Source organism: Thermocrispum sp. (genome assembly GCF_002919275.1).
In the GTDB taxonomy this organism is placed as follows: Bacteria; Actinomycetota; Actinomycetes; order Mycobacteriales; family Pseudonocardiaceae; genus Thermocrispum; species Thermocrispum agreste.
In genome coordinates this window covers 24,556-41,309 of record NZ_PKFA01000051.1, presented here as the reverse complement: position 1 = coordinate 41,309, position 16,754 = coordinate 24,556, and the positions used below count along the sequence as shown (strand labels likewise).

At 70.9% G+C, this 16,754-nt stretch carries 20 protein-coding genes; 15 read left to right on the top strand and 5 right to left on the bottom strand.

All coding sequences use genetic code 11. From position 1 onward, the window contains the following. Window positions 1-20 precede the first annotated feature (20 nt). The 9 genes from ybeY to CXP56_RS11900 all read left to right on the top strand — a co-directional run bounded on the left by ybeY (window position 21) and on the right by CXP56_RS11900 (window position 7,283). Window positions 21-581, top strand: coding sequence for an rRNA maturation RNase YbeY (gene ybeY, locus CXP56_RS11940; RefSeq protein WP_028846397.1), 561 nt, complete (start codon window positions 21-23; stop codon window positions 579-581). Then, complete coding sequence (locus CXP56_RS11935; RefSeq protein WP_051309596.1) at window positions 581-1,891, top strand: hemolysin family protein; 1,311 nt, start codon at window positions 581-583, stop codon at window positions 1,889-1,891. Before ybeY ends, CXP56_RS11935 begins: the two co-directional genes overlap by 1 nt. Window positions 1,892-1,899: 8 nt before the next feature. After that, window positions 1,900-2,235, top strand: coding sequence for a cytidine deaminase-like protein (locus CXP56_RS11930; RefSeq protein ID WP_028846398.1), 336 nt, complete (start codon window positions 1,900-1,902; stop codon window positions 2,233-2,235). Continuing rightward, complete coding sequence (gene era / locus CXP56_RS11925; protein ID WP_028846399.1) at window positions 2,232-3,131, top strand: GTPase Era; 900 nt, start codon at window positions 2,232-2,234, stop codon at window positions 3,129-3,131. The genes CXP56_RS11930 and era overlap by 4 nt, the downstream gene beginning before the upstream one ends. 64 nt (window positions 3,132-3,195) lie before the next feature. Then, window positions 3,196-3,939, top strand: coding sequence for a DNA repair protein RecO (recO, locus tag CXP56_RS11920; protein WP_286901150.1), 744 nt, complete (start codon window positions 3,196-3,198; stop codon window positions 3,937-3,939). Between the two features lie 4 nt (window positions 3,940-3,943). Further along, entirely contained in the window at window positions 3,944-4,774 is an 831-nt protein-coding gene (locus CXP56_RS11915; protein ID WP_028846401.1) for an isoprenyl transferase, read from the top strand. Continuing rightward, window positions 4,771-5,193: a hypothetical protein gene (locus CXP56_RS11910; RefSeq protein WP_028846402.1), complete on the top strand. Its 423-nt coding sequence runs from the start codon at window positions 4,771-4,773 to the stop codon at window positions 5,191-5,193. The genes CXP56_RS11915 and CXP56_RS11910 overlap by 4 nt, the downstream gene beginning before the upstream one ends. A gap of 309 nt (window positions 5,194-5,502) precedes the next feature. Further along, a complete protein-coding gene (locus tag CXP56_RS11905; protein ID WP_084608868.1) occupies window positions 5,503-6,459 on the top strand; it encodes a permease in 957 nt (318 codons plus the stop codon). Further along, complete coding sequence (locus CXP56_RS11900; RefSeq protein WP_028846403.1) at window positions 6,456-7,283, top strand: TIGR03943 family putative permease subunit; 828 nt, start codon at window positions 6,456-6,458, stop codon at window positions 7,281-7,283. The genes CXP56_RS11905 and CXP56_RS11900 overlap by 4 nt, the downstream gene beginning before the upstream one ends. Window positions 7,284-7,762: 479 nt before the next feature. Here CXP56_RS11900 and CXP56_RS11895 read toward each other — a convergent pair whose 3' ends face one another. Continuing rightward, window positions 7,763-8,176: a Fur family transcriptional regulator gene (locus CXP56_RS11895; protein WP_286901145.1), complete on the bottom strand. Its 414-nt coding sequence runs from the start codon at window positions 8,174-8,176 to the stop codon at window positions 7,763-7,765. After that, entirely contained in the window at window positions 8,173-8,517 is a 345-nt protein-coding gene (locus CXP56_RS11890) for an ArsR/SmtB family transcription factor (RefSeq protein ID WP_038044347.1), read from the bottom strand. The genes CXP56_RS11895 and CXP56_RS11890 overlap by 4 nt, the downstream gene beginning before the upstream one ends. Window positions 8,518-8,950: 433 nt before the next feature. On the opposite strand from CXP56_RS11890, the gene CXP56_RS11885 reads away from it, so the two are divergent. The 6 genes from CXP56_RS11885 (at window position 8,951) to CXP56_RS11860 (ending at window position 14,901) form a co-directional block, all read left to right on the top strand. Further along, complete coding sequence (locus CXP56_RS11885) at window positions 8,951-10,336, top strand: glycine--tRNA ligase (protein ID WP_286901142.1); 1,386 nt, start codon at window positions 8,951-8,953, stop codon at window positions 10,334-10,336. A 12-nt stretch (window positions 10,337-10,348) separates the two neighbouring features. Continuing rightward, window positions 10,349-10,972: a YdcF family protein gene (locus CXP56_RS11880; protein WP_028846406.1), complete on the top strand. Its 624-nt coding sequence runs from the start codon at window positions 10,349-10,351 to the stop codon at window positions 10,970-10,972. A gap of 28 nt (window positions 10,973-11,000) precedes the next feature. After that, window positions 11,001-12,263 (top strand): deoxyguanosinetriphosphate triphosphohydrolase, encoded by a 1,263-nt coding sequence (locus CXP56_RS11875; protein WP_028846407.1) that lies wholly within the window; start codon window positions 11,001-11,003, stop codon window positions 12,261-12,263. Continuing rightward, a complete protein-coding gene (locus tag CXP56_RS11870; RefSeq protein ID WP_028846408.1) occupies window positions 12,256-13,374 on the top strand; it encodes a serpin family protein in 1,119 nt (372 codons plus the stop codon). The genes CXP56_RS11875 and CXP56_RS11870 overlap by 8 nt, the downstream gene beginning before the upstream one ends. Before the next feature lie 463 nt (window positions 13,375-13,837). Then, window positions 13,838-14,296 carry a MarR family winged helix-turn-helix transcriptional regulator gene (locus CXP56_RS11865; RefSeq protein WP_028846409.1) on the top strand — a complete coding sequence of 153 codons (459 nt, stop codon included), beginning with the start codon at window positions 13,838-13,840 and terminating at the stop codon, window positions 14,294-14,296. A 188-nt stretch (window positions 14,297-14,484) separates the two neighbouring features. Further along, window positions 14,485-14,901: an organic hydroperoxide resistance protein gene (locus CXP56_RS11860; RefSeq protein WP_286901136.1), complete on the top strand. Its 417-nt coding sequence runs from the start codon at window positions 14,485-14,487 to the stop codon at window positions 14,899-14,901. 3 nt (window positions 14,902-14,904) lie between these two features. Here CXP56_RS11860 and CXP56_RS11855 read toward each other — a convergent pair whose 3' ends face one another. From CXP56_RS11855 to CXP56_RS11845, 3 genes are all read right to left on the bottom strand, one after another. Continuing rightward, entirely contained in the window at window positions 14,905-15,468 is a 564-nt protein-coding gene (locus CXP56_RS11855; RefSeq protein WP_028846411.1) for a carboxymuconolactone decarboxylase family protein, read from the bottom strand. Window positions 15,469-15,551: 83 nt separating this feature from the next. Then, complete coding sequence (locus CXP56_RS11850; RefSeq protein WP_286901133.1) at window positions 15,552-16,478, bottom strand: sigma-70 family RNA polymerase sigma factor; 927 nt, start codon at window positions 16,476-16,478, stop codon at window positions 15,552-15,554. Between the two features lie 15 nt (window positions 16,479-16,493). Beyond that, entirely contained in the window at window positions 16,494-16,688 is a 195-nt protein-coding gene (locus CXP56_RS11845; RefSeq protein WP_028846413.1) for a ferredoxin, read from the bottom strand. Window positions 16,689-16,754: the final 66 nt, after the last annotated feature.

Here is a 16,754-nt window from a genome sequence, read left to right as displayed (position 1 = left end):
GTGGGAGACACGGACGAACCATGAGTATCGAGCTGGCCAACGAGTCGGGTATCGCGGTGGACGAGGAGTCGATCGTCTCCATCGCGCGTTACACGCTGGACCGCATGCGCGTCAGCCCGCTGGCCGAACTGTCGGTGCAGCTGGTCACCCTCGAGGTGATGGAGGACCTGCACCGGAGGTGGATGGACCTGCCGGGGCCGACCGACGTGATGGCCTTCCCGATGGACGAGCTGGACACGCGGCGGCCGGACGCCCCGGAGCCGTCCCCGGCGGAGGCACCCGCCCTGCTGGGTGACGTCGTGTTGTGCCCGGAGTTCGCCAAGGAGCAGGCCCGCAAGGCCGGGCACTCGTTGTCCGACGAACTGCACTTGCTGACCGTGCACGGCGTGCTGCACCTGCTGGGTTACGACCACGCGGAGCCGGACGAGGAGCGGGAGATGTTCGGCCTGCAGAACCAGATCCTGGCCGACTACCGGCGGGCAGTGGCCGAGGCGAAGCGGCGCAGCGTGCAGCGGGACGCCGACGAGAAGCTGCTCGGCGTGGTGGGGCTGGACGACGAATCGGGCCGTCAGGAGCCCTGATGGCCTCGTCAGCGGCGTTGCTCGTCGTGGCAGGCGCGCTGATCCTGCTCGCAGGCGTGTTCGCCGCCGCGGACTCGGCCGTCAGTGTGGTCTCCAAGGCCAGGGTCGCGGGCATGGTCCGGGCCGGGCGCAGCGGCGCCCGTCAGCTCGCCGCGGTGGTCGAGGACCGGACCAGGCACATCAACCTGCTGCTGTTGCTCCGGCTCGGCTGTGAGCTGACCGCCACGGTGCTGGTCACCGTGGTGCTGCTGCGCTGGATCGAGTCGGAGTGGCTGGCCGTGCTGGTCGCCGCGGCGGTGATGCTGGTGATCAGCTACGTGCTGGTCGGTGTCGGGCCGCGCACCATCGCCCGTCAGCACCCGTACGGGGTGGGCTCCGCGCTGGCCGGCCTGGTGCGGCTGCTTGGCTTCCTGCTCGGCCCGCTGAGCAGGCTGCTCATCTGGCTGGGCAACGCGATCGTGCCCGGCGGCGGATTCCGGGAGGGGCCGTTCACCAGCGAGATCGAGGTGCGCGAGATCGTCGACCTGGCCAGGGAACGCGGCGTGGTGGAGGACTCCGAGCGGGCGATGATCCACTCGGTGTTCGAGCTGGGGGACACGCTGGCCCGTGAGGTGATGGTGCCGCGCACCGAGATCGTGTGGATCGAGCGGACCAAGACCGTGCGGCAGGCGCTGGCGTTGTCGCTGCGCACCGGCTACAGCCGGATTCCGGTGATCGGGGAGAACGTCGACGACGTGGTCGGCGTGGTGAACATCAAGGACCTGGTGCGGGCGAGCATGACCGAGGGCGGCAGCTCCCGCCCGGTGTCGGAGGTGATGAACCCGGCGTCGTTCATCCCCGACTCCAAACCGCTGGACGACCTGTTGCGGGAGATGCAGGTCTCGCGCAACCACGTGGCCATCGCGGTCGACGAGTACGGCGGCACCGCGGGTCTGGTCACGTTGGAGGACATCGTGGAGGAGATCGTCGGCGAGATCACCGACGAGTCCGACACCGACGAGCGGCCGCCGGTCGAGCACCTGGCGGACGGCGCGGTGCGGGTGTCCGCCAGACTGGGCGTGGACGACCTGGGGGAGCTGTACGGGATCGACCTGTCCGACCACGACGTGGACACCGTGGTCGGGCTGCTGGCCGAACGGCTGGGGAGAGTGCCGTTGCCCGGGGCCGAAGCGGAAGTCGACGGCCTGCGGCTGCACGCCGAAGGCGGCAAGGACCATCGTGGCAGGATGCGTATCACCACCGTCGTGGTCCAGCCGACCGCGCGGGAATCCTCGGCCACGACGGCCCCGGCGGAAACGGAGCGTGCATGACGACCACGATCGACGACCTGGATTCCGAGGACGCCAAGCTGGTGACGCTGGCCCGCTCTGCGCGGGCGCGCACCGGCGCCGCGGAGGGCGCGGCGGTCCGGGACACCATCGGCCGCACCTACGCCGCGGCCACCGTCGAGCTGCCGTCGCTGTCGGTCACCGCGCTGCAGGCGGCGGTCGTCGCGGCGGTGTCCAGCGGCGCGGACGGCATCGAAGCCGCGGTGATCGTGGGGGAGTCCGCGGAGATCACCGCCGCGTCCGCGTCCGCGGTGCGCGATCTGACCCCCGACGCGCCGATCTACCTGGTCGACCCGTCCGGCACCGTGGTGGACAAGACGCCATGAGCGAGCCGCACCGGTCGGGTTTCGCCTGCTTCGTCGGCAGGCCGAACGCGGGCAAGTCGACCCTGACGAACGCGCTGGTCGGCGAGAAGGTGGCGATCACCTCCACCAAGCCGCAGACCACCCGCCACGCCATTCGCGGCATCGTGCACCGCCCGGACGCCCAGCTGGTCGTGGTGGACACGCCGGGGCTGCACCGGCCGCGCACGCTGCTCGGCCAGCGGCTCAACGACGTGGTGCGCGCCACCTGGTCGGAGGTGGACGTGGTCGGGTTCTGCATCCCGGCCAACGAGAAGATCGGGCCCGGTGACCGGTTCATCGCCGCGGAACTGCGCAAGGTGGCCAAGCACACCCCGGTGATCGGCATCGTCACCAAGACCGACCTGGTCAAGCCGCCGCAGATCGCCAAGCAGCTGGCGGCGATGGCGGAGCTGATGGACTTCGCCGAGCTGATCCCGGTGTCGGCGCACGAGGGCTTCCAGGTGGACCTGCTCGCCGACCTGCTGATCGAACGGTTGCCGGAGGGGCCGCAGCTGTACCCGGACGGCGACCTGACCGACGAGCCGGAGCAGACGCTGGTGGCCGAGCTGATCCGGGAAGCGGCCCTGGAGGGGGTGCGGGACGAGCTGCCGCACTCGATCGCGGTGGTGGTCGAGGAGATGCTGCCGCGCGAAGGCCGTGACGACCTGATCGACGTCTACGCGGCGCTGTACGTCGAGCGGCCGAGCCAGAAGGGGATCATCCTGGGCCGGGGCGGCAGCAGGCTGCGGGAGGTCGGCAGCACCGCGCGCAAGCAGATCGAGCGCCTGCTGGGCACCAAGATCTACCTCGACCTGCACGTGAAGGTGGCCAAGGACTGGCAGCGCGACCCGAAGCAGCTGCGCAAGCTCGGGTTCTGACCGGCGGGTGGCATGCTGCGCGTCGGCGGGCGGGCTCGTCGGCGGGTGGTGGGATGATGACGGGGTGGCCAACCTCTACCGTGACACCGGCGTGGTCCTGCGCGTGCACAAGCTGGGGGAGGCCGACCGGATCATCACGCTGCTGACCCGCAGGAACGGCAAGGTTCGGGCGGTCGCCCGCGGGGTGCGGCGTACCACGTCGCGGTTCGGTGCACGGCTGGAGCCGTTCTGTCACGTCGACGTGCAGTTCTATCCCGGGCGCTCGCTCGATGTCATCACCCAGGTGCAGACCGTCGATGCGTTCGCGCAGGGCATCGTCTCGGATTATCCGCGCTTCACCGCGGCCGCCGCGGTGGTGGAGACGGCCGACCGGCTGGCGGCGGAGGAACGCGAGCCTGCCACCCGGTTGTATCTGCTGGTGGCGGGTGCGCTGCGGGCGTTGTCGGCGGGGGAGCGGGATCCGTCGCTGGTGCTCGACGCGTTCTTGCTGCGTGCCATGGCGTATGCCGGCTGGGCGCCCGCCATCACCGAGTGCGCCCGGTGCGGGGAGCCGGGGCCGCATCGTGCGTTCAGTGTCCCGGCAGGCGGGGTGGTGTGCGCCGGGTGCCGCCCAGCGGGGGCCGTGTCGCCGTCACCGGAGGTGATCCGGCTGCTCGGTGCGTTGTTGCACGGCGACTGGGAGGTCGCCGAACGCTGCCAGCCGTCGGCCCGGCGTGACGCGAGCGGCCTGGTCGCCGCGCACCTGCAGTGGCATCTGGAACGTCAGCTACGCTCGCTTCCGCTGGTGGAACGCAGAGCGGGAGGCTGAGAACGTGCGGGGTAAGGCACGGTTGGAGCCCATTCGCGAAACGCGGAAGCCGGATCCGCATCCGTCCGGCGCCCGGCCGCCGGAGATCCCGCCGGAGTTGATCCCCCGCCATGTCGCGCTGGTGATGGACGGCAACGGCCGGTGGGCCAACAAGCGCGGCCTGCCCCGCATCGAGGGGCACAAGCGCGGCGAGGCCGTGATGATCGACGTGGCCAGCGGCGCGGTGGAGCTGGGCATCAAGTGGCTGACGGTGTATGCGTTCTCCACCGAGAACTGGAAGCGCAGCCCGGAGGAAGTGCGCTTCCTGATGGGTTTCAACCGGGACACCATCCGCAGGCAGGTGGATTACCTCGGTTCGATCGGGGTGCGCATCCGCTGGGCGGGCCGGGCGCCGCGGCTGTGGCGCAGCGTCATCAAGGAGCTGCGGATCGCCGAGGAGCGGACCCGGTTCAACACCAGGATGAACATGACCATGTGCGTCAACTACGGTGGGCGGGCGGAGATCGTCGATGCGGTGCGCCGCATCGCGGAGGAGGCCGCGGCGGGCCGGATCGACCCGAGGAAGGTCACCGAGCGTACCGTGGCGAAGTACCTCTACCAGCCGGAGATGCCCGACGTGGACCTTTTCCTCCGACCGTCCGGCGAGCAGCGCACGTCGAACTTCTTGCCGTGGCAGTCGGTGTATGCCGAGATGGTGTTCCAAGACACCCTGTTCCCTGATTTCGACCGCACCCACCTGTGGCAGGCGTGCCTGGAGTATGCCCGGCGTGATCGGCGGTTCGGGGCAGCGCGGGATGCCGTTGCGGAGCCAGCCCGACAGACCGGAGAACCATGAGCACCGAGGCCGTTGACACCGCAGAACTGCTGACCAACGCCAAGACGGCGCTGGAGCGCTACCTGGAGGTCAAGGTCGACGACGACGGCGCGTTGACCTTCCAGCACTCCGATGTGCCGTGCGCGGTGCAGGCGGTGCGGCTGGCCGAGGGCTTGACGGTGTTGAGCCTGACGTGTGTGGTGGCCTGGGACCTGCCGGACGACCCTGCGTTGGCGGTGGCGGCGGCCGAGCGGGCGGGCCAGGGCTTGTTCGGCACGCTCGGCGTGGTGCACACCGACACCGGGTTGGACGTCACGCTGCGCTACGCGTTCCCGGCCGACGGGCTGGAGCCCACGCCGCTGGGGACGCTGTTGATGCTGGTGGTGTCGACAGCCTCGCGGCTGCGCGCCGACTTGCTCGCGCTGGTCGAGAATCGCTGAGCGCAGAAGGCATCGTGGCGGGCCGGGCGCAAGCCGTGGCGGCGCGAGTGGCGACGGACGTGTCGTCCGGCTGCACAGAAGGGGAGAATTCGCGCCACTCGTGACACTGATTGTCGATTTCGACTAGGTGGGCTGGCACGATCGTCGACCGTGAACGCAGAACGCGCACATGTTTCCGGTGCGGAGCCCGGCCGGGCGCTCGAGCGTGCCGAGCGGCCGGCGCGGCCTGCCGCGCCCTCGGGCGTCGCTGATCGGCGGGGGCCGGGTGGCCGCGAGGTTCGGCCGCCGCGGCGCCTGCGCATCACGTCGATGGAAGTGCTGTGCGTGCTGTTGGTGGCGGCGCTGCTGGTGCGGCCGCTGCTGCGTGACGGGCTGGCCGGCTATCCGCGGCTGAGCACGGCCGCCACCGTGTTCGTCGCCATCTGCGTGCAGGCGCTGCCGTTCCTGGTGCTCGGGGTGCTGCTGTCCGGTGCGATCGCCGCGTTCGTCCCGGCTCGCGTGCTGCAGCGGGCGCTGCCACGCAGCAGCGTCGGGTCCGTGGGGGTCGCGGGGGTCGCGGGGGTGGCGTTGCCGACGTGTGAGTGCGCGGCGGTGCCGATTGCCCGCAGGCTCATCGCGCGCGGGGTCGTGCCAGCGGCGGCGTTGACCTTTCTGCTTGCCGCGCCGGCGGTGAACCCGGTCGTGATGGTGGCGACCGCGGTGGCATTCCCGGGGGAGCCGCTGATGATGCTGGCGCGTTTGGTGGCGTCGCTGGGGACCGCGGTGCTGGTCGGGCTGCTGTGGGCCCGGTTCGGCAAGCTCGACTGGATCGTCGAGCGAGCCCGGCAGCGCGTGGCCGATGTGGTAGCGGGGCGGCGCTGGCGGGCGTTCACCGAGACGGCGCGTGCCGACCTGGTGGACGCGGGCGGCTTCCTGGTGCTGGGCGCGGCGATCGCCGCGGCGATGAACGTGCTGATCCCACCGGGCTGGTTCGCGTTCCTGGGCGAGCAGGTGGTGCTCGGCGTGCTCGTGATGGCGGTGCTCGCGGTGTTGCTGGCGCTGTGCAGCGAGGCCGATGCGTTCGTCGTGGCTTCCCTCGCCGGCTTGCCACTGCTGCCGAAGTTGGTGTTCCTGGTGGTCGGCCCGGCGGTGGACGTCAAGCTGATCAGTCTCCAGGCGGGGACGTTCGGGCGCCCGTTCGCGCTGCGGTTCGCTCCGCTGACGTTCGTGGTGGCCATTGCCTGTGCGGTCGCCGCGTGGTGGGTGGTCCTGGGAGGCAGCCGATGAGGCGGGAGACGGCCAATGTCCTGTTGCTGTTGCTCGGTGGCTGCTTGCTGAAGCTGGCCTGGACCGGCGACTACCTGCGGTACGTCAAGCCGCAGCATCGCTGGTGGCTGGTGGGCGCCGGCCTGGTCGTGGTGGTGTTGGCCGCGGTGGCGATCTGGCGTGACATGCGCGCCGCCCGCCCGGCCGGCGGAGGGGGCGGTGGTGCAGGCGCTGTTGGTTCGGCGCGGATGGAGGGCGATGGCCATTCCGGTGCCCCGGCAGGAGCAGACCACCACGCCCGTGCCGACTCCTCGGTGGATGACCACGGCCATGCTCATGGCGGTGGCCGGAGCGCATGGCTGCTGTTGGCGCCGGTGCTCGCCGGGCTTCTGGTCGCTCCGCCTGCGCTGGGTGCCGACTCGGTGTCCCGGTCGCTGGAAGCGGGCGGAAGGCAGGTCGACCCGGCGCAGGTCGAGGCGTTCTCGGCGTTGCCGGCGGACGAAGTCACCACGCTGCCGCTGTCGCAGTTCCATGCCAGGGCGGTCTGGGGCGAGGGGAAGACGCTCATCGACCGGCGAGTGCGATTGAGCGGCTTCGTCGTGCGCGAACGCGGGCGCACCTACATCGCGCGGGTGGTGATCAGGTGCTGCGCGGCCGACGGCTATCCGGTGCCGGTCCGCCTGGTCGGCGATTCGGAGATGCTGCGGGGATTGGGGCAGGACGAGTGGATCGAGGTGGTCGGGCGGTATCGCCCGCCGTCGCGTCCGTCGTCGGTGACCACCCCGGACCTGACGGTGGAGGAGCTCAGGCGAATACCGGAACCTGCCGATCCGTACGAGTACTGAAGCGTGCGCCGCGGACCGGAAGCGTGCGCCCCGGGTCGGCGACACTGCCAGCAGTCCGGCGGGGAGGGGAGGGAGGGGAGGGGAGGGGCCCCAGAGGCGGATGACTTTCCATCGGTGCGATGTCGACGCCTTGCGGCGGACATGGCGGACAGTGCCCGGGCGGCGTGACTTCCACGCATTGCGGCTGCCGCGGCGACGTGTCCCGACGACTTGTCCCGGCGACGTGTCCCGGCCGCTGCGATCACGTACGCGGCTGGCACTGCTCATCGGGTCGGGCATCGCGCTGCCGATTCCGGCCGGGGTGCTACCCGGACCGCTCAGGGCAGGCCGTGCGCCCGCCGTGCCGTCCGCGATTACCGCCGGTTCCGCGCCTCTCCAACCAGCGCACCCAGGCTGCCGCGTCCGCGGCGAGTCATTGCCCGGGTTCCTGCCAGCGACGTTCGGGCAGGGATGCCGGTGCCGAATGCCCTCCCGGGGCGCTACGACTTGGCGGCGTTGCAGTCCGCACAGGTGCCGACGATCTCCACGGTGTGCCGCAGGTTCACGAAGCCGTTGCTGGCCGCGACCGACTCCGCCCAGCGCTCCACCGCGGGCTCCTCGACCTCCACCGTGTAGCCGCACTCCCGGCACACCAGGTGGTGGTGATGGTGGTCGGAGCAGCGGCGGTAAATGACCTCGCCGGACTCGGTGCGCATGGTGTCCACCAGCCCGGCGTCGGACAGCGACTGCAGGGTGCGGTAGACGGTGGTCAGCCCGATGGTGTCGCCGCGCCGCCGCAGCTCGTCGTGCAGTTCTTGCGCGGAGCGGAAGTCGTCGATGTTCTCCAGCAGCTCCACCACGGCAGCACGCTGCCGCGTCGCCCGCCTGCCGGGCACCGGGCTCGCCTTGGTCATCGACCCTCCTCCTGCACGTGCGCCACGGCGTCCACGACGATGTGGGCCAGGTGGTCGTCGGCCAGCCGGTACAGCACCTCGCGCCCACGCCGCTCGCCACGCACCACGCGCGCGGCCTTCAGGACGCGGAGGTGTTGGCTGATCAACGGTTGCGCGACACCGAGCGCGTCGACGAGTTCGTGCACGCAGCGCTCGCCGGCCCGCAGCTGCAGGACGATCGCGATCCGCACCGGCGCGGCGAGCGCGCGCAGCAGCTCACCGGCGGCGGCCAGCGTCTCCGCAGGCAGCGGCGATTCCGCGGACGCCGACGGGCGGTCGGCCGCGTGGGTGAGCGTCTGCATGCACCCCATGGTAGACGCCGCGCGACGAAGGTGGCCGTGGCTGCCGGGCGGCCCCGGCGCCGCCGGCCGATGCCACTTGGTGACCGGCTCCCGGCTCCGGCAGGAAGCGGCGGACGCGCGCGGGAAGCGGCCCGGCGGCGGAAGCGCCGAGCCGACGCCACGCGTGCCGCACACTGGTCCGGCAGCCGGTGCCGGGTGCCCGCATACGGCCGGGCGGGGGCCGACGTGGTGGCGGCGGTGCGCGCGGCCTGCTGGGTGCCCGCATACGGCCCGGCGGGGAGTACCGCGCCGGTGCCATGCGCCGCACGTGGTCGTCCGGGTCCCGCGTGCCCATGCCGCTGGGCACGTCTGCGGCCCCGGCTGGCTTCATCCGTTCGGGGAATGGATACCCTGGGCTTTACTCCACGACCAGTTCGACACATGCGGAGATCCAGTGGCCACCGATCGCCTCGAGACCATCGTCAGCCTGTGCAAGCGCCGGGGGTTCGTCTACCCGTGCGGTGAGATCTACGGCGGCACCCGGTCGGCGTGGGACTACGGCCCGCTGGGGGTGGAGCTGAAGGAGAACATCAAGCGCCAGTGGTGGAAGGCCATGGTGCAGGGCCGCGAGGACGTCGTCGGCCTGGACTCGTCGGTGATCCTGCCGCGCCAGGTGTGGGAGGCGTCCGGCCACGTGGCGGCGTTCGTCGACCCGCTCATCGAGTGCCTGTCCTGCCACCGGCGCTGGCGTGCCGACCAGCTTGCGGAGGAGTACGCCGAGCGCAGCGGCAAGGAGATCGCCCCCAACGACGTCTCGGACGTCCCGTGCCCGAACTGCGGCACGCGCGGCCAGTACACCGAGCCGCGCGAGTTCAACGGCCTGTTGCGCACCACCCTGGGGCCGGTGGAGTCCGAGGAAGGCCTGCACTACCTGCGCCCGGAGACCGCGCAGGGCATCTTCATCAACTTCTCCAACGTGCTGACCACGGCCAGGATGAAGCCGCCGTTCGGTATCGGCCAGATCGGCAAGTCGTTCCGCAACGAGATCACGCCGGGCAACTTCATCTTCCGCACCCGCGAGTTCGAACAGATGGAGATGGAGTACTTCGTCGAGCCCGGCGAGGACGAGAAGTGGCACCAGTACTGGATCGACGAGCGGATGCGCTGGTACACCGACCTGGGCATCAGCAAGGACAACCTGCGGCTGTACGAGCACCCGAAGGAGAAGCTGTCCCACTACTCCAAGCGCACCGTCGACATCGAGTACCGCTTCCAGTTCTCCGGCCAGGAGTGGGGTGAGCTGGAGGGCATCGCCAACCGCACCGACTTCGACCTGACCACGCACTCCAACCACTCCGGGGTGGACCTGTCGTTCTTCGACCAGGCGTCCAAGGAGCGGTACCGCCCGTTCGTCATCGAGCCCGCGGCCGGTGTGAACCGGTCGATGGTGGCGTTCCTGCTGGACGCCTACACCGAGGACGAGGCCCCGAACGCCAAGGGCGGGGTGGACAAGCGCGTCGTGCTCAAGCTCGACCGCAGGCTCGCTCCGGTGAAGGTCGCGGTGCTGCCGCTGTCCAGGAACGCCGACCTCAGCCCGAAGGCGCGCGACCTGGCTGCGGTGCTGCGCAAGCACTGGAACGTGCAGTTCGACGACGCGGCGTCGATCGGCAAGCGCTACCGCAGGCAGGACGAGATCGGCACCCCGTTCTGCGTGACGGTGGACTTCGACACGCTCGAGGACCAGGCCGTCACGGTGCGGGACCGGGACACCCTGGAGCAGGAGCGGGTCTCCATCGACCAGGTCGAGTCCTACTTGGCCGCGCGCCTGGTCGGCTGCTGATTCGTGACAGGAGTGCGACGCTGGATCGTCCGGGGCGTCGTGGGGGCGCTCCTGGTCGGCCTGCTGGTGCTGGGCGGCACCGCGTTCCGGGTGTGGCAGGTCGCCCGCATCGACGACCGCACCCCGGCGGACGCCATCGTGGTGCTCGGGGCGGCCCAGTACAACGGCCGCCCGTCACCGATCTTCGCCGCGCGCCTGGCGCACGCCCAGCAGCTGTACGAGCAGGGCGTCGCCGGCCGCATCGTGACGCTCGGCGGCGGTCAGGCAGGGGATGCCACGACCGAGGCGGAAGCCGGTGCCCAGTGGCTGGTCGACCACGGCGTACCGCGGGACGCGGTCTCGGCGCTCGGCGAAGGCACGGACACGCTGGGCAGCGTGCAGTCGTTCGTCGCGTCGGCGCGTGAGACCGGCATCCGGTCCGCGGTGATCGTCAGTGACCCGTGGCACTCGCTGCGGGCCCGCACCATGATGCGCGACCTCGGCATCGACGCCTGGACCTCGCCGACGCGCAGCGGCCCGATCGTGCAGACCCGTCGGACGGAACTGCGCTACATCTGGCGTGAGACCAGGGCGTTGCTGTTCTACCGCTTCGTCACGTCGCCGACGGACGTCGTCAGCGGCTCCAGCTTGGACTGATCACGCGGCGCGCTCCTAGTCTGGTCGCATGTACACCGAGCACGACCGGGCCAGGCGGTATCCCGAGCCGCCCAAGGGCGCGGTACCGGAGGGGGCGCAGGACACGCGAGGGCCGTTCGCCCGCGACCGGGCCCGTGTGCTGCACAGCGCGGCGTTGCGGCGGCTGGCCGGCAAGACGCAGGTGGTCGGGCCGGGGGAGGGGGCCGAGGTGTCCGGTGTCCCGCGCACCCGGCTGACCCACTCGCTGGAGGTCGCGCAGATCGGCCGCGGGATCGCCACCGACCTGGGCTGTGATCCCGATCTGGTGGACCTGGCCGGCTTGGCGCACGACATCGGGCATCCGCCGTTCGGCCACAACGGCGAGAAGGCACTGGACGAGGTCGCGGCCGACATCGGCGGCTACGAGAGCAATGCGCAGACGCTGCGCATCCTGGTCCGCCTCGAACCGAAGCACCTGCGCGACGACACGCCGGTCGGGTTGAACCTGACCAGGGCGAGCCTGGACGCCACCAGCAAGTACCCGTGGCCGCGCAGGTCGGGCGAGCGCAAGTTCGGGGTGTATCCGGACGACCTGGACACCTTCCGTTGGGTCCGCGAAGGCGCCCCGGAGGGTGAGCGCTGCATGGAGGCCCAGATCATGGACTGGGCCGACGACGTCGCCTACTCGGTGCACGACGTCGAGGACGGCGTGCTCGCCGGGCGCATTTCCATGGCCGTGCTGGCCAGCCGGGACGAGCGGGCAGCCATCGCGGAGCTGGCCGCCAAGCACTTCTCCCACCTGGACGTCGCCACTTTGGAGGCCGCCGCGGTCGGGCTGCTCGAGCTGCCCGCGGTCGCCGAACTGGCCAGGTCCGGGTGCGACTTCTCGCCCCGGGCCATGGTGGCGCTCAAACGGATGACGTCCGAGCTGGTCGGCCGCTTCGCCACCGCCGTGGTGGCTCCGACGCGGGCGGCCCACGGCGACGGGCCGCTGTGCCGGTACGCCGCACGGCTGGAGGTGCCGGACCAGGTCGCCGCGGAGGTCGCGCTGTTGAAGTCGCTGGCGCTGCGGTACGTGATGAGCGACCGGCGCCGTCTCGCGGTGCAGGAGGGACAGCGGGAACTGCTCATGGAGCTGGCCACGGTGCTGGCCGAACGCGCGCCCGAGTCGCTGGACGCCTTGTTCGTGCCGGACTGGCAGGCGGCTGGTGACGATGCCGCCCGGCTGCGCGTGGTGGTCGACCAGGTGGCCACTTTGACCGATTCGCAAGCCGTGGCGTGGCACGCCTGGCACACTGGGCGGCATGGCTGACCCACCCGCCGAGCGCAGGCATCTGCAGTTCACCCTGGATCTGCATCGGGTCATCGGTGCCGGTGGCGGCACCGTGTGCTTCTCGCCGTACTCGGTGGAGAGCGCGCTCGGCATGGTCTACCAGGCGGCGCGCGGCGCGACCGCGGAAGAGCTGCAAGGTCTGCTGGACCCGGACGCCACCGACATCGGCAAGCAGGTGGAGTTGCTGCGCACGGCGGCGGTGCTGTCCTCGGGTCGGGGCGGCGACCAGCCCGTGCTCGAGGTGTCCAACACGCTCTGGGCGTGGGAGCAGCTGCCGCTCAACGAGTCGTTCACCGTGGAGCTGGCCGGATGGCCGGGGGCGAAGGTCGCCACCGCGCCGTTCGTGACCGACCCGGAAGCGGCTCGCCGCGCGATCAACGACGACGTCGCGAGAACCACCAGGAACCTGATCACCGATCTGGTGCCGGAAGGCGCGGTGGACTCCTCCACCGTGGCCAGCCTGGTCAACGCGCTGTATCTCAAGGTGGGGTGGCGGCATCCGTTCGCCGAGCACGAGACCGCCGAGGAACCGTTCGCCACGCCGTCCGGGGAGCGCCGGGTGCCGATGATGCACCAGGTGGACAGATTCGGCTACGCCAGCGCGGCGGGCTGGACCGCGGTGAGCCTGCCCGCGGCCGGCGGCGTCGAGGCGGTGGCGTTGTTGCCCGACGGGGAGCTGACGGAAGCGGAAGCCCACACCGATGCGGCGACCCTGGCCGCCGTGCTGAGCGAGCTTCGCGCGCGACGGGTCTCGCTGTGGCTTCCGCGGCTGCGGGTGAAGACCAACGTCGGGTTGACCGACGTGTTGAGCACCCTCGGGGTGCGGACGCTGTTCACGCCGCAGGCCGACCTCAGCGGGCTGTCCAGCGATCCCCGGTTGACGGTGTCGGACGCTCTGCACGAATCGGTGCTGCGGGTCGACGAGAAGGGCCTGGAGGGTGCCGCCGCGACCGCCATGATGGTCCGGATGACCTCGGTGATCGTCGAAAGCCCGGTCGAGGTCCGTTTCGATCGGCCGTTCTTGCTGCTCGTTCGCCACGCGGCCTCCGGGGCGGTGTACTTCGTTGCGCGGGTGGCCGACCCCGGCTGACGGCCCCGGCTCGCGCCTGTCAGGTCGCGCTCCGGCGTGCTGACCGGCGCCAGAGCGGGTATCGGCGGGAGCCCGGCCCATGGGCGCCCAGTCGCCGTCCGGCGTGCTTCGGGCGGACGTGGGCGGCTGGCTGCTCGGTCCACGTGAATGCGGGTCCCGGCCCGTCGAGTCCGGCGGTGTGGGCAGGCGGCACAGCGCAGGTGGATGCCGGCCGCTGAGTTCCATGGCGTCGGTGGACGACGCGGCCGGCGAGTCCGGCCGAGCTGGTGCGGCCACCGGCGCCGGGTGCAGCCCAGGCAAGGTCGATGAGCCGTCTTGTCGTCGATGGCCGGGCCGCGGCTGGTCAGGTCCTCGCGGCGTGCCCGTCGGCCGCTGCCGGTGACGTGTCGTCATACGCCCAGCCACGAGTCTCATTGCGCGCCATTCAATTGCGCGCAATTAAATTGTGTGCAATGCTTCAGCCGTGAGCGACAGCGATCTGCACCTTCGCAACCAGCTCTGCTTCGCGCTGTACCGCGCGACGCGGCTGATCCAGCAGATCTACCGTCCGCTGCTGGACGAGCTGGGCCTGACCTACCCGCAGTACCTGGTGATGCTGGTGCTGTGGGAGCGGGGCACGGTCACCCTCAAGGAGCTCGGTGCCGAGCTGGACCTCGACTCCGGCACCTTGTCCCCGCTGGTCAAGCGGCTCAAGGCCGCCGGGCTCGTGACCACCGGCAGACGTGCCGAGGACGAGCGTTCGGTGGAGATCGCGTTGACCGGCAAGGGGCGCTCGCTGCGTGAGCGTGCCCGCGACATCCCGGCGAAGATCGGCTGCGCAACCCAGATGCAGCTGGAGGACATCGTCGCCTTGCGTACCGCACTGGGGGAGCTGGCGGACTCCCTCGCCGAAAGTCACACCGCCATGGCGGCCGCGCGATGACAGCGCCGCCCGCCGCCGCGAGACGGGCTGGCTGACCGCCGCCGTCCGCGCCGGCCAGCTCGGCCGTTCCCACGCAAGCGTCCCGGTAGGTGTGTGTCTGCCGGGCGGCACACCGCGCGCCCGCGCGGAATCACCCCGTCCCACCTCGAGGGTGGGGCAGGGCAGGACACCGATGAGGAGATCACCCGATGGAACCCGTCTACACCGCACAAGCCACCGCAACCGGCGCCGGCCGAGACGGCGCGGTCAGCACCTCGGACAACCGGCTGAAGGTCGACCTCAGCGTGCCGAAGGAGCTCGGCGGCGGTGGCGGCGAGGGCACCAACCCGGAGCAGCTGTTCGCAGCGGGCTACGCGGCCTGCTTCCACGGTGCGCTGCAGCTGGTGGCGCGCCGGCGCAAGGTGAGGATCGAGGGCTCCTCGGTGACCGCCGAGGTGGGCATAGGCCCGGACGGCGAGGGCTACGGACTGGCCGTCACCCTGACCGTCGGCGTCCCCGGCGTGGACGCCGATGTCGCCCGCGAGCTGGCCGAGGCCGCGCACCAGGTCTGTCCGTACTCCCGGGCCACCCGGGGCAACATCGACGTCGAGCTGCGCGTCGCCTGACCGTCAGTCGCCGACCGGCACCTGACAGGACTCGGTGAACCCCTGCGCGGGGATGCCGAGCGCGCTGTTGCTGCGAGCCCGCATGTTCTCCAGCGCGATGTGATAGGTCAGCTCCACCACGCCCGCGGGGCCGAACTCGGCCTCGAGTTCGGCCACCTGGGCGTCGGTGACCTCCACCGGGGTCGCGGTCATCGCGTCGGCGTAGGCGAGCGCCAACCGCTCCTGCCTGCTGAACAGGTCGGACGTCGGGTACTCGTCGATGTGCTCGAGCCGCTCGACGTCCAGGCCCTGGTGGATCTGCAGCATGGTGCCGAAGTCGACGCACCACGAGCAGCCGAGCCGCACCGCGGCCCGGTACACCACCAGCTCACGGACTGCCTCGGGCAGTACGCTGCCTGCCCGCTCCACCATGAGTTCGTGCACTACGGTGGCGCGCAGCAGGCCTTTGTGGTGCGCGGTGACGGCCAGCGGGTCGAGGGTCTTGCCGTACCTCTTCTCGGCGAACCGGGCCATCATCCGGTTGGCCAGGCCCGAATTCTTCATGTCCACGGCTGCGATGCGCGGCATGCCGCACTCCCTTCGCTGAACGTTTGCGCTGACACCGCCCTGACGAGGCGGCGGCTGCGCGTGTGACAGCCCGAAGGGGTGATTCAGAGCACACCTGCGGTGCGCAGCTTGTCCGGGTTGCAGTGGTCGTAGAAAGCGACGATGCGGCCGTCGCGAACCACGGCGACGGTCAGCCGCGGATCCAACGGACGGTACTGGTCGTCGCCGGGGTGGTGCGGCAGGAACACCCCGAGGTCGCCGTTGACCAGCATCGGCTGGGCAGCCGAGATGGCCTCGGGCGCGTAGAGCCGCAACAGCCCGAGGTAGAACCGGACGATCTTGTCCGCACCCTGCATGACACGCCGGGCCGTGCGAGCCTTGCCGTCGGAGTCGCCGATCAGCACCGCGTCCGGGTGCAGCAGTGCGGTCAGCCGTTCCGTGTCCCGCGCCAGCAGAGCGGCGATGAACTGTTCGACCACCTGACGCTGCTCGGCCAGGTCGATCCGCGGTGGCACGTCGGCTTCCGCCAGCACGCGCCTTCCCCGGCTGGCGTGCTGCCGTGCCGTCGTTTCGCTGCACCCGAGCACCTCGGCGATCTCGGCGAACGGCACGCCGAAAGCGTCGTGCAGCACGAACGCCACACGCTGTTCCGGAGTCAGCTTGTCCAGCACGACCATCGCCGCCAGGCGGACGTCCTCGCCCTGGACGGCGAGCTGCAGCGGATCGTCCTGGCGCGGCCCGTCCAGCGGGGTGACGACGGGCTCGGGCAGCCACGGCCCGGCATAGGACTCCCGGCGCACGGCGGCCGAACGCAGGCGGTCCAGGCAGATACGGCTGACCACGGTGGTCGACCACGCGGCCAGTTCCCGGATGCCGTCGCGTTCGGCCGCGTCCAGCCCTTGCACGCGCAGCCATGCCTCTTGCACCGCGTCCTCGGCGTCCGCGCGCGTGCCGGTCAGCCGGTAGGCGAGGGCGAGCAGCCTGCCGCGCAGCGCAGTGAACTGCTCAGCGAGGACGTCGAGCGAGGTCATGGCGCCCCGGTGGGACTACTCGGTGATGAACAACGCGGCCATCGGGCAGCTGTCGACACCGATCCGCGCCTTCTCCTCCTTGTCCGCGGGTACGTCGCGGTCCTTGCCGACCGCGCTGTAGCCGTCGTCGTCGAGCGGGAACAGCTCGGGGTCGACCTCGTGGCACTGCCCGATGCCGGCGCACTGATCGGACTCGACGCTGATGCGCATGTGCTGGTCTCCCTTCACGGGAACTGGGGATCTCGCCTTCCACCGTGCACGGTAGCGGGTCACGGC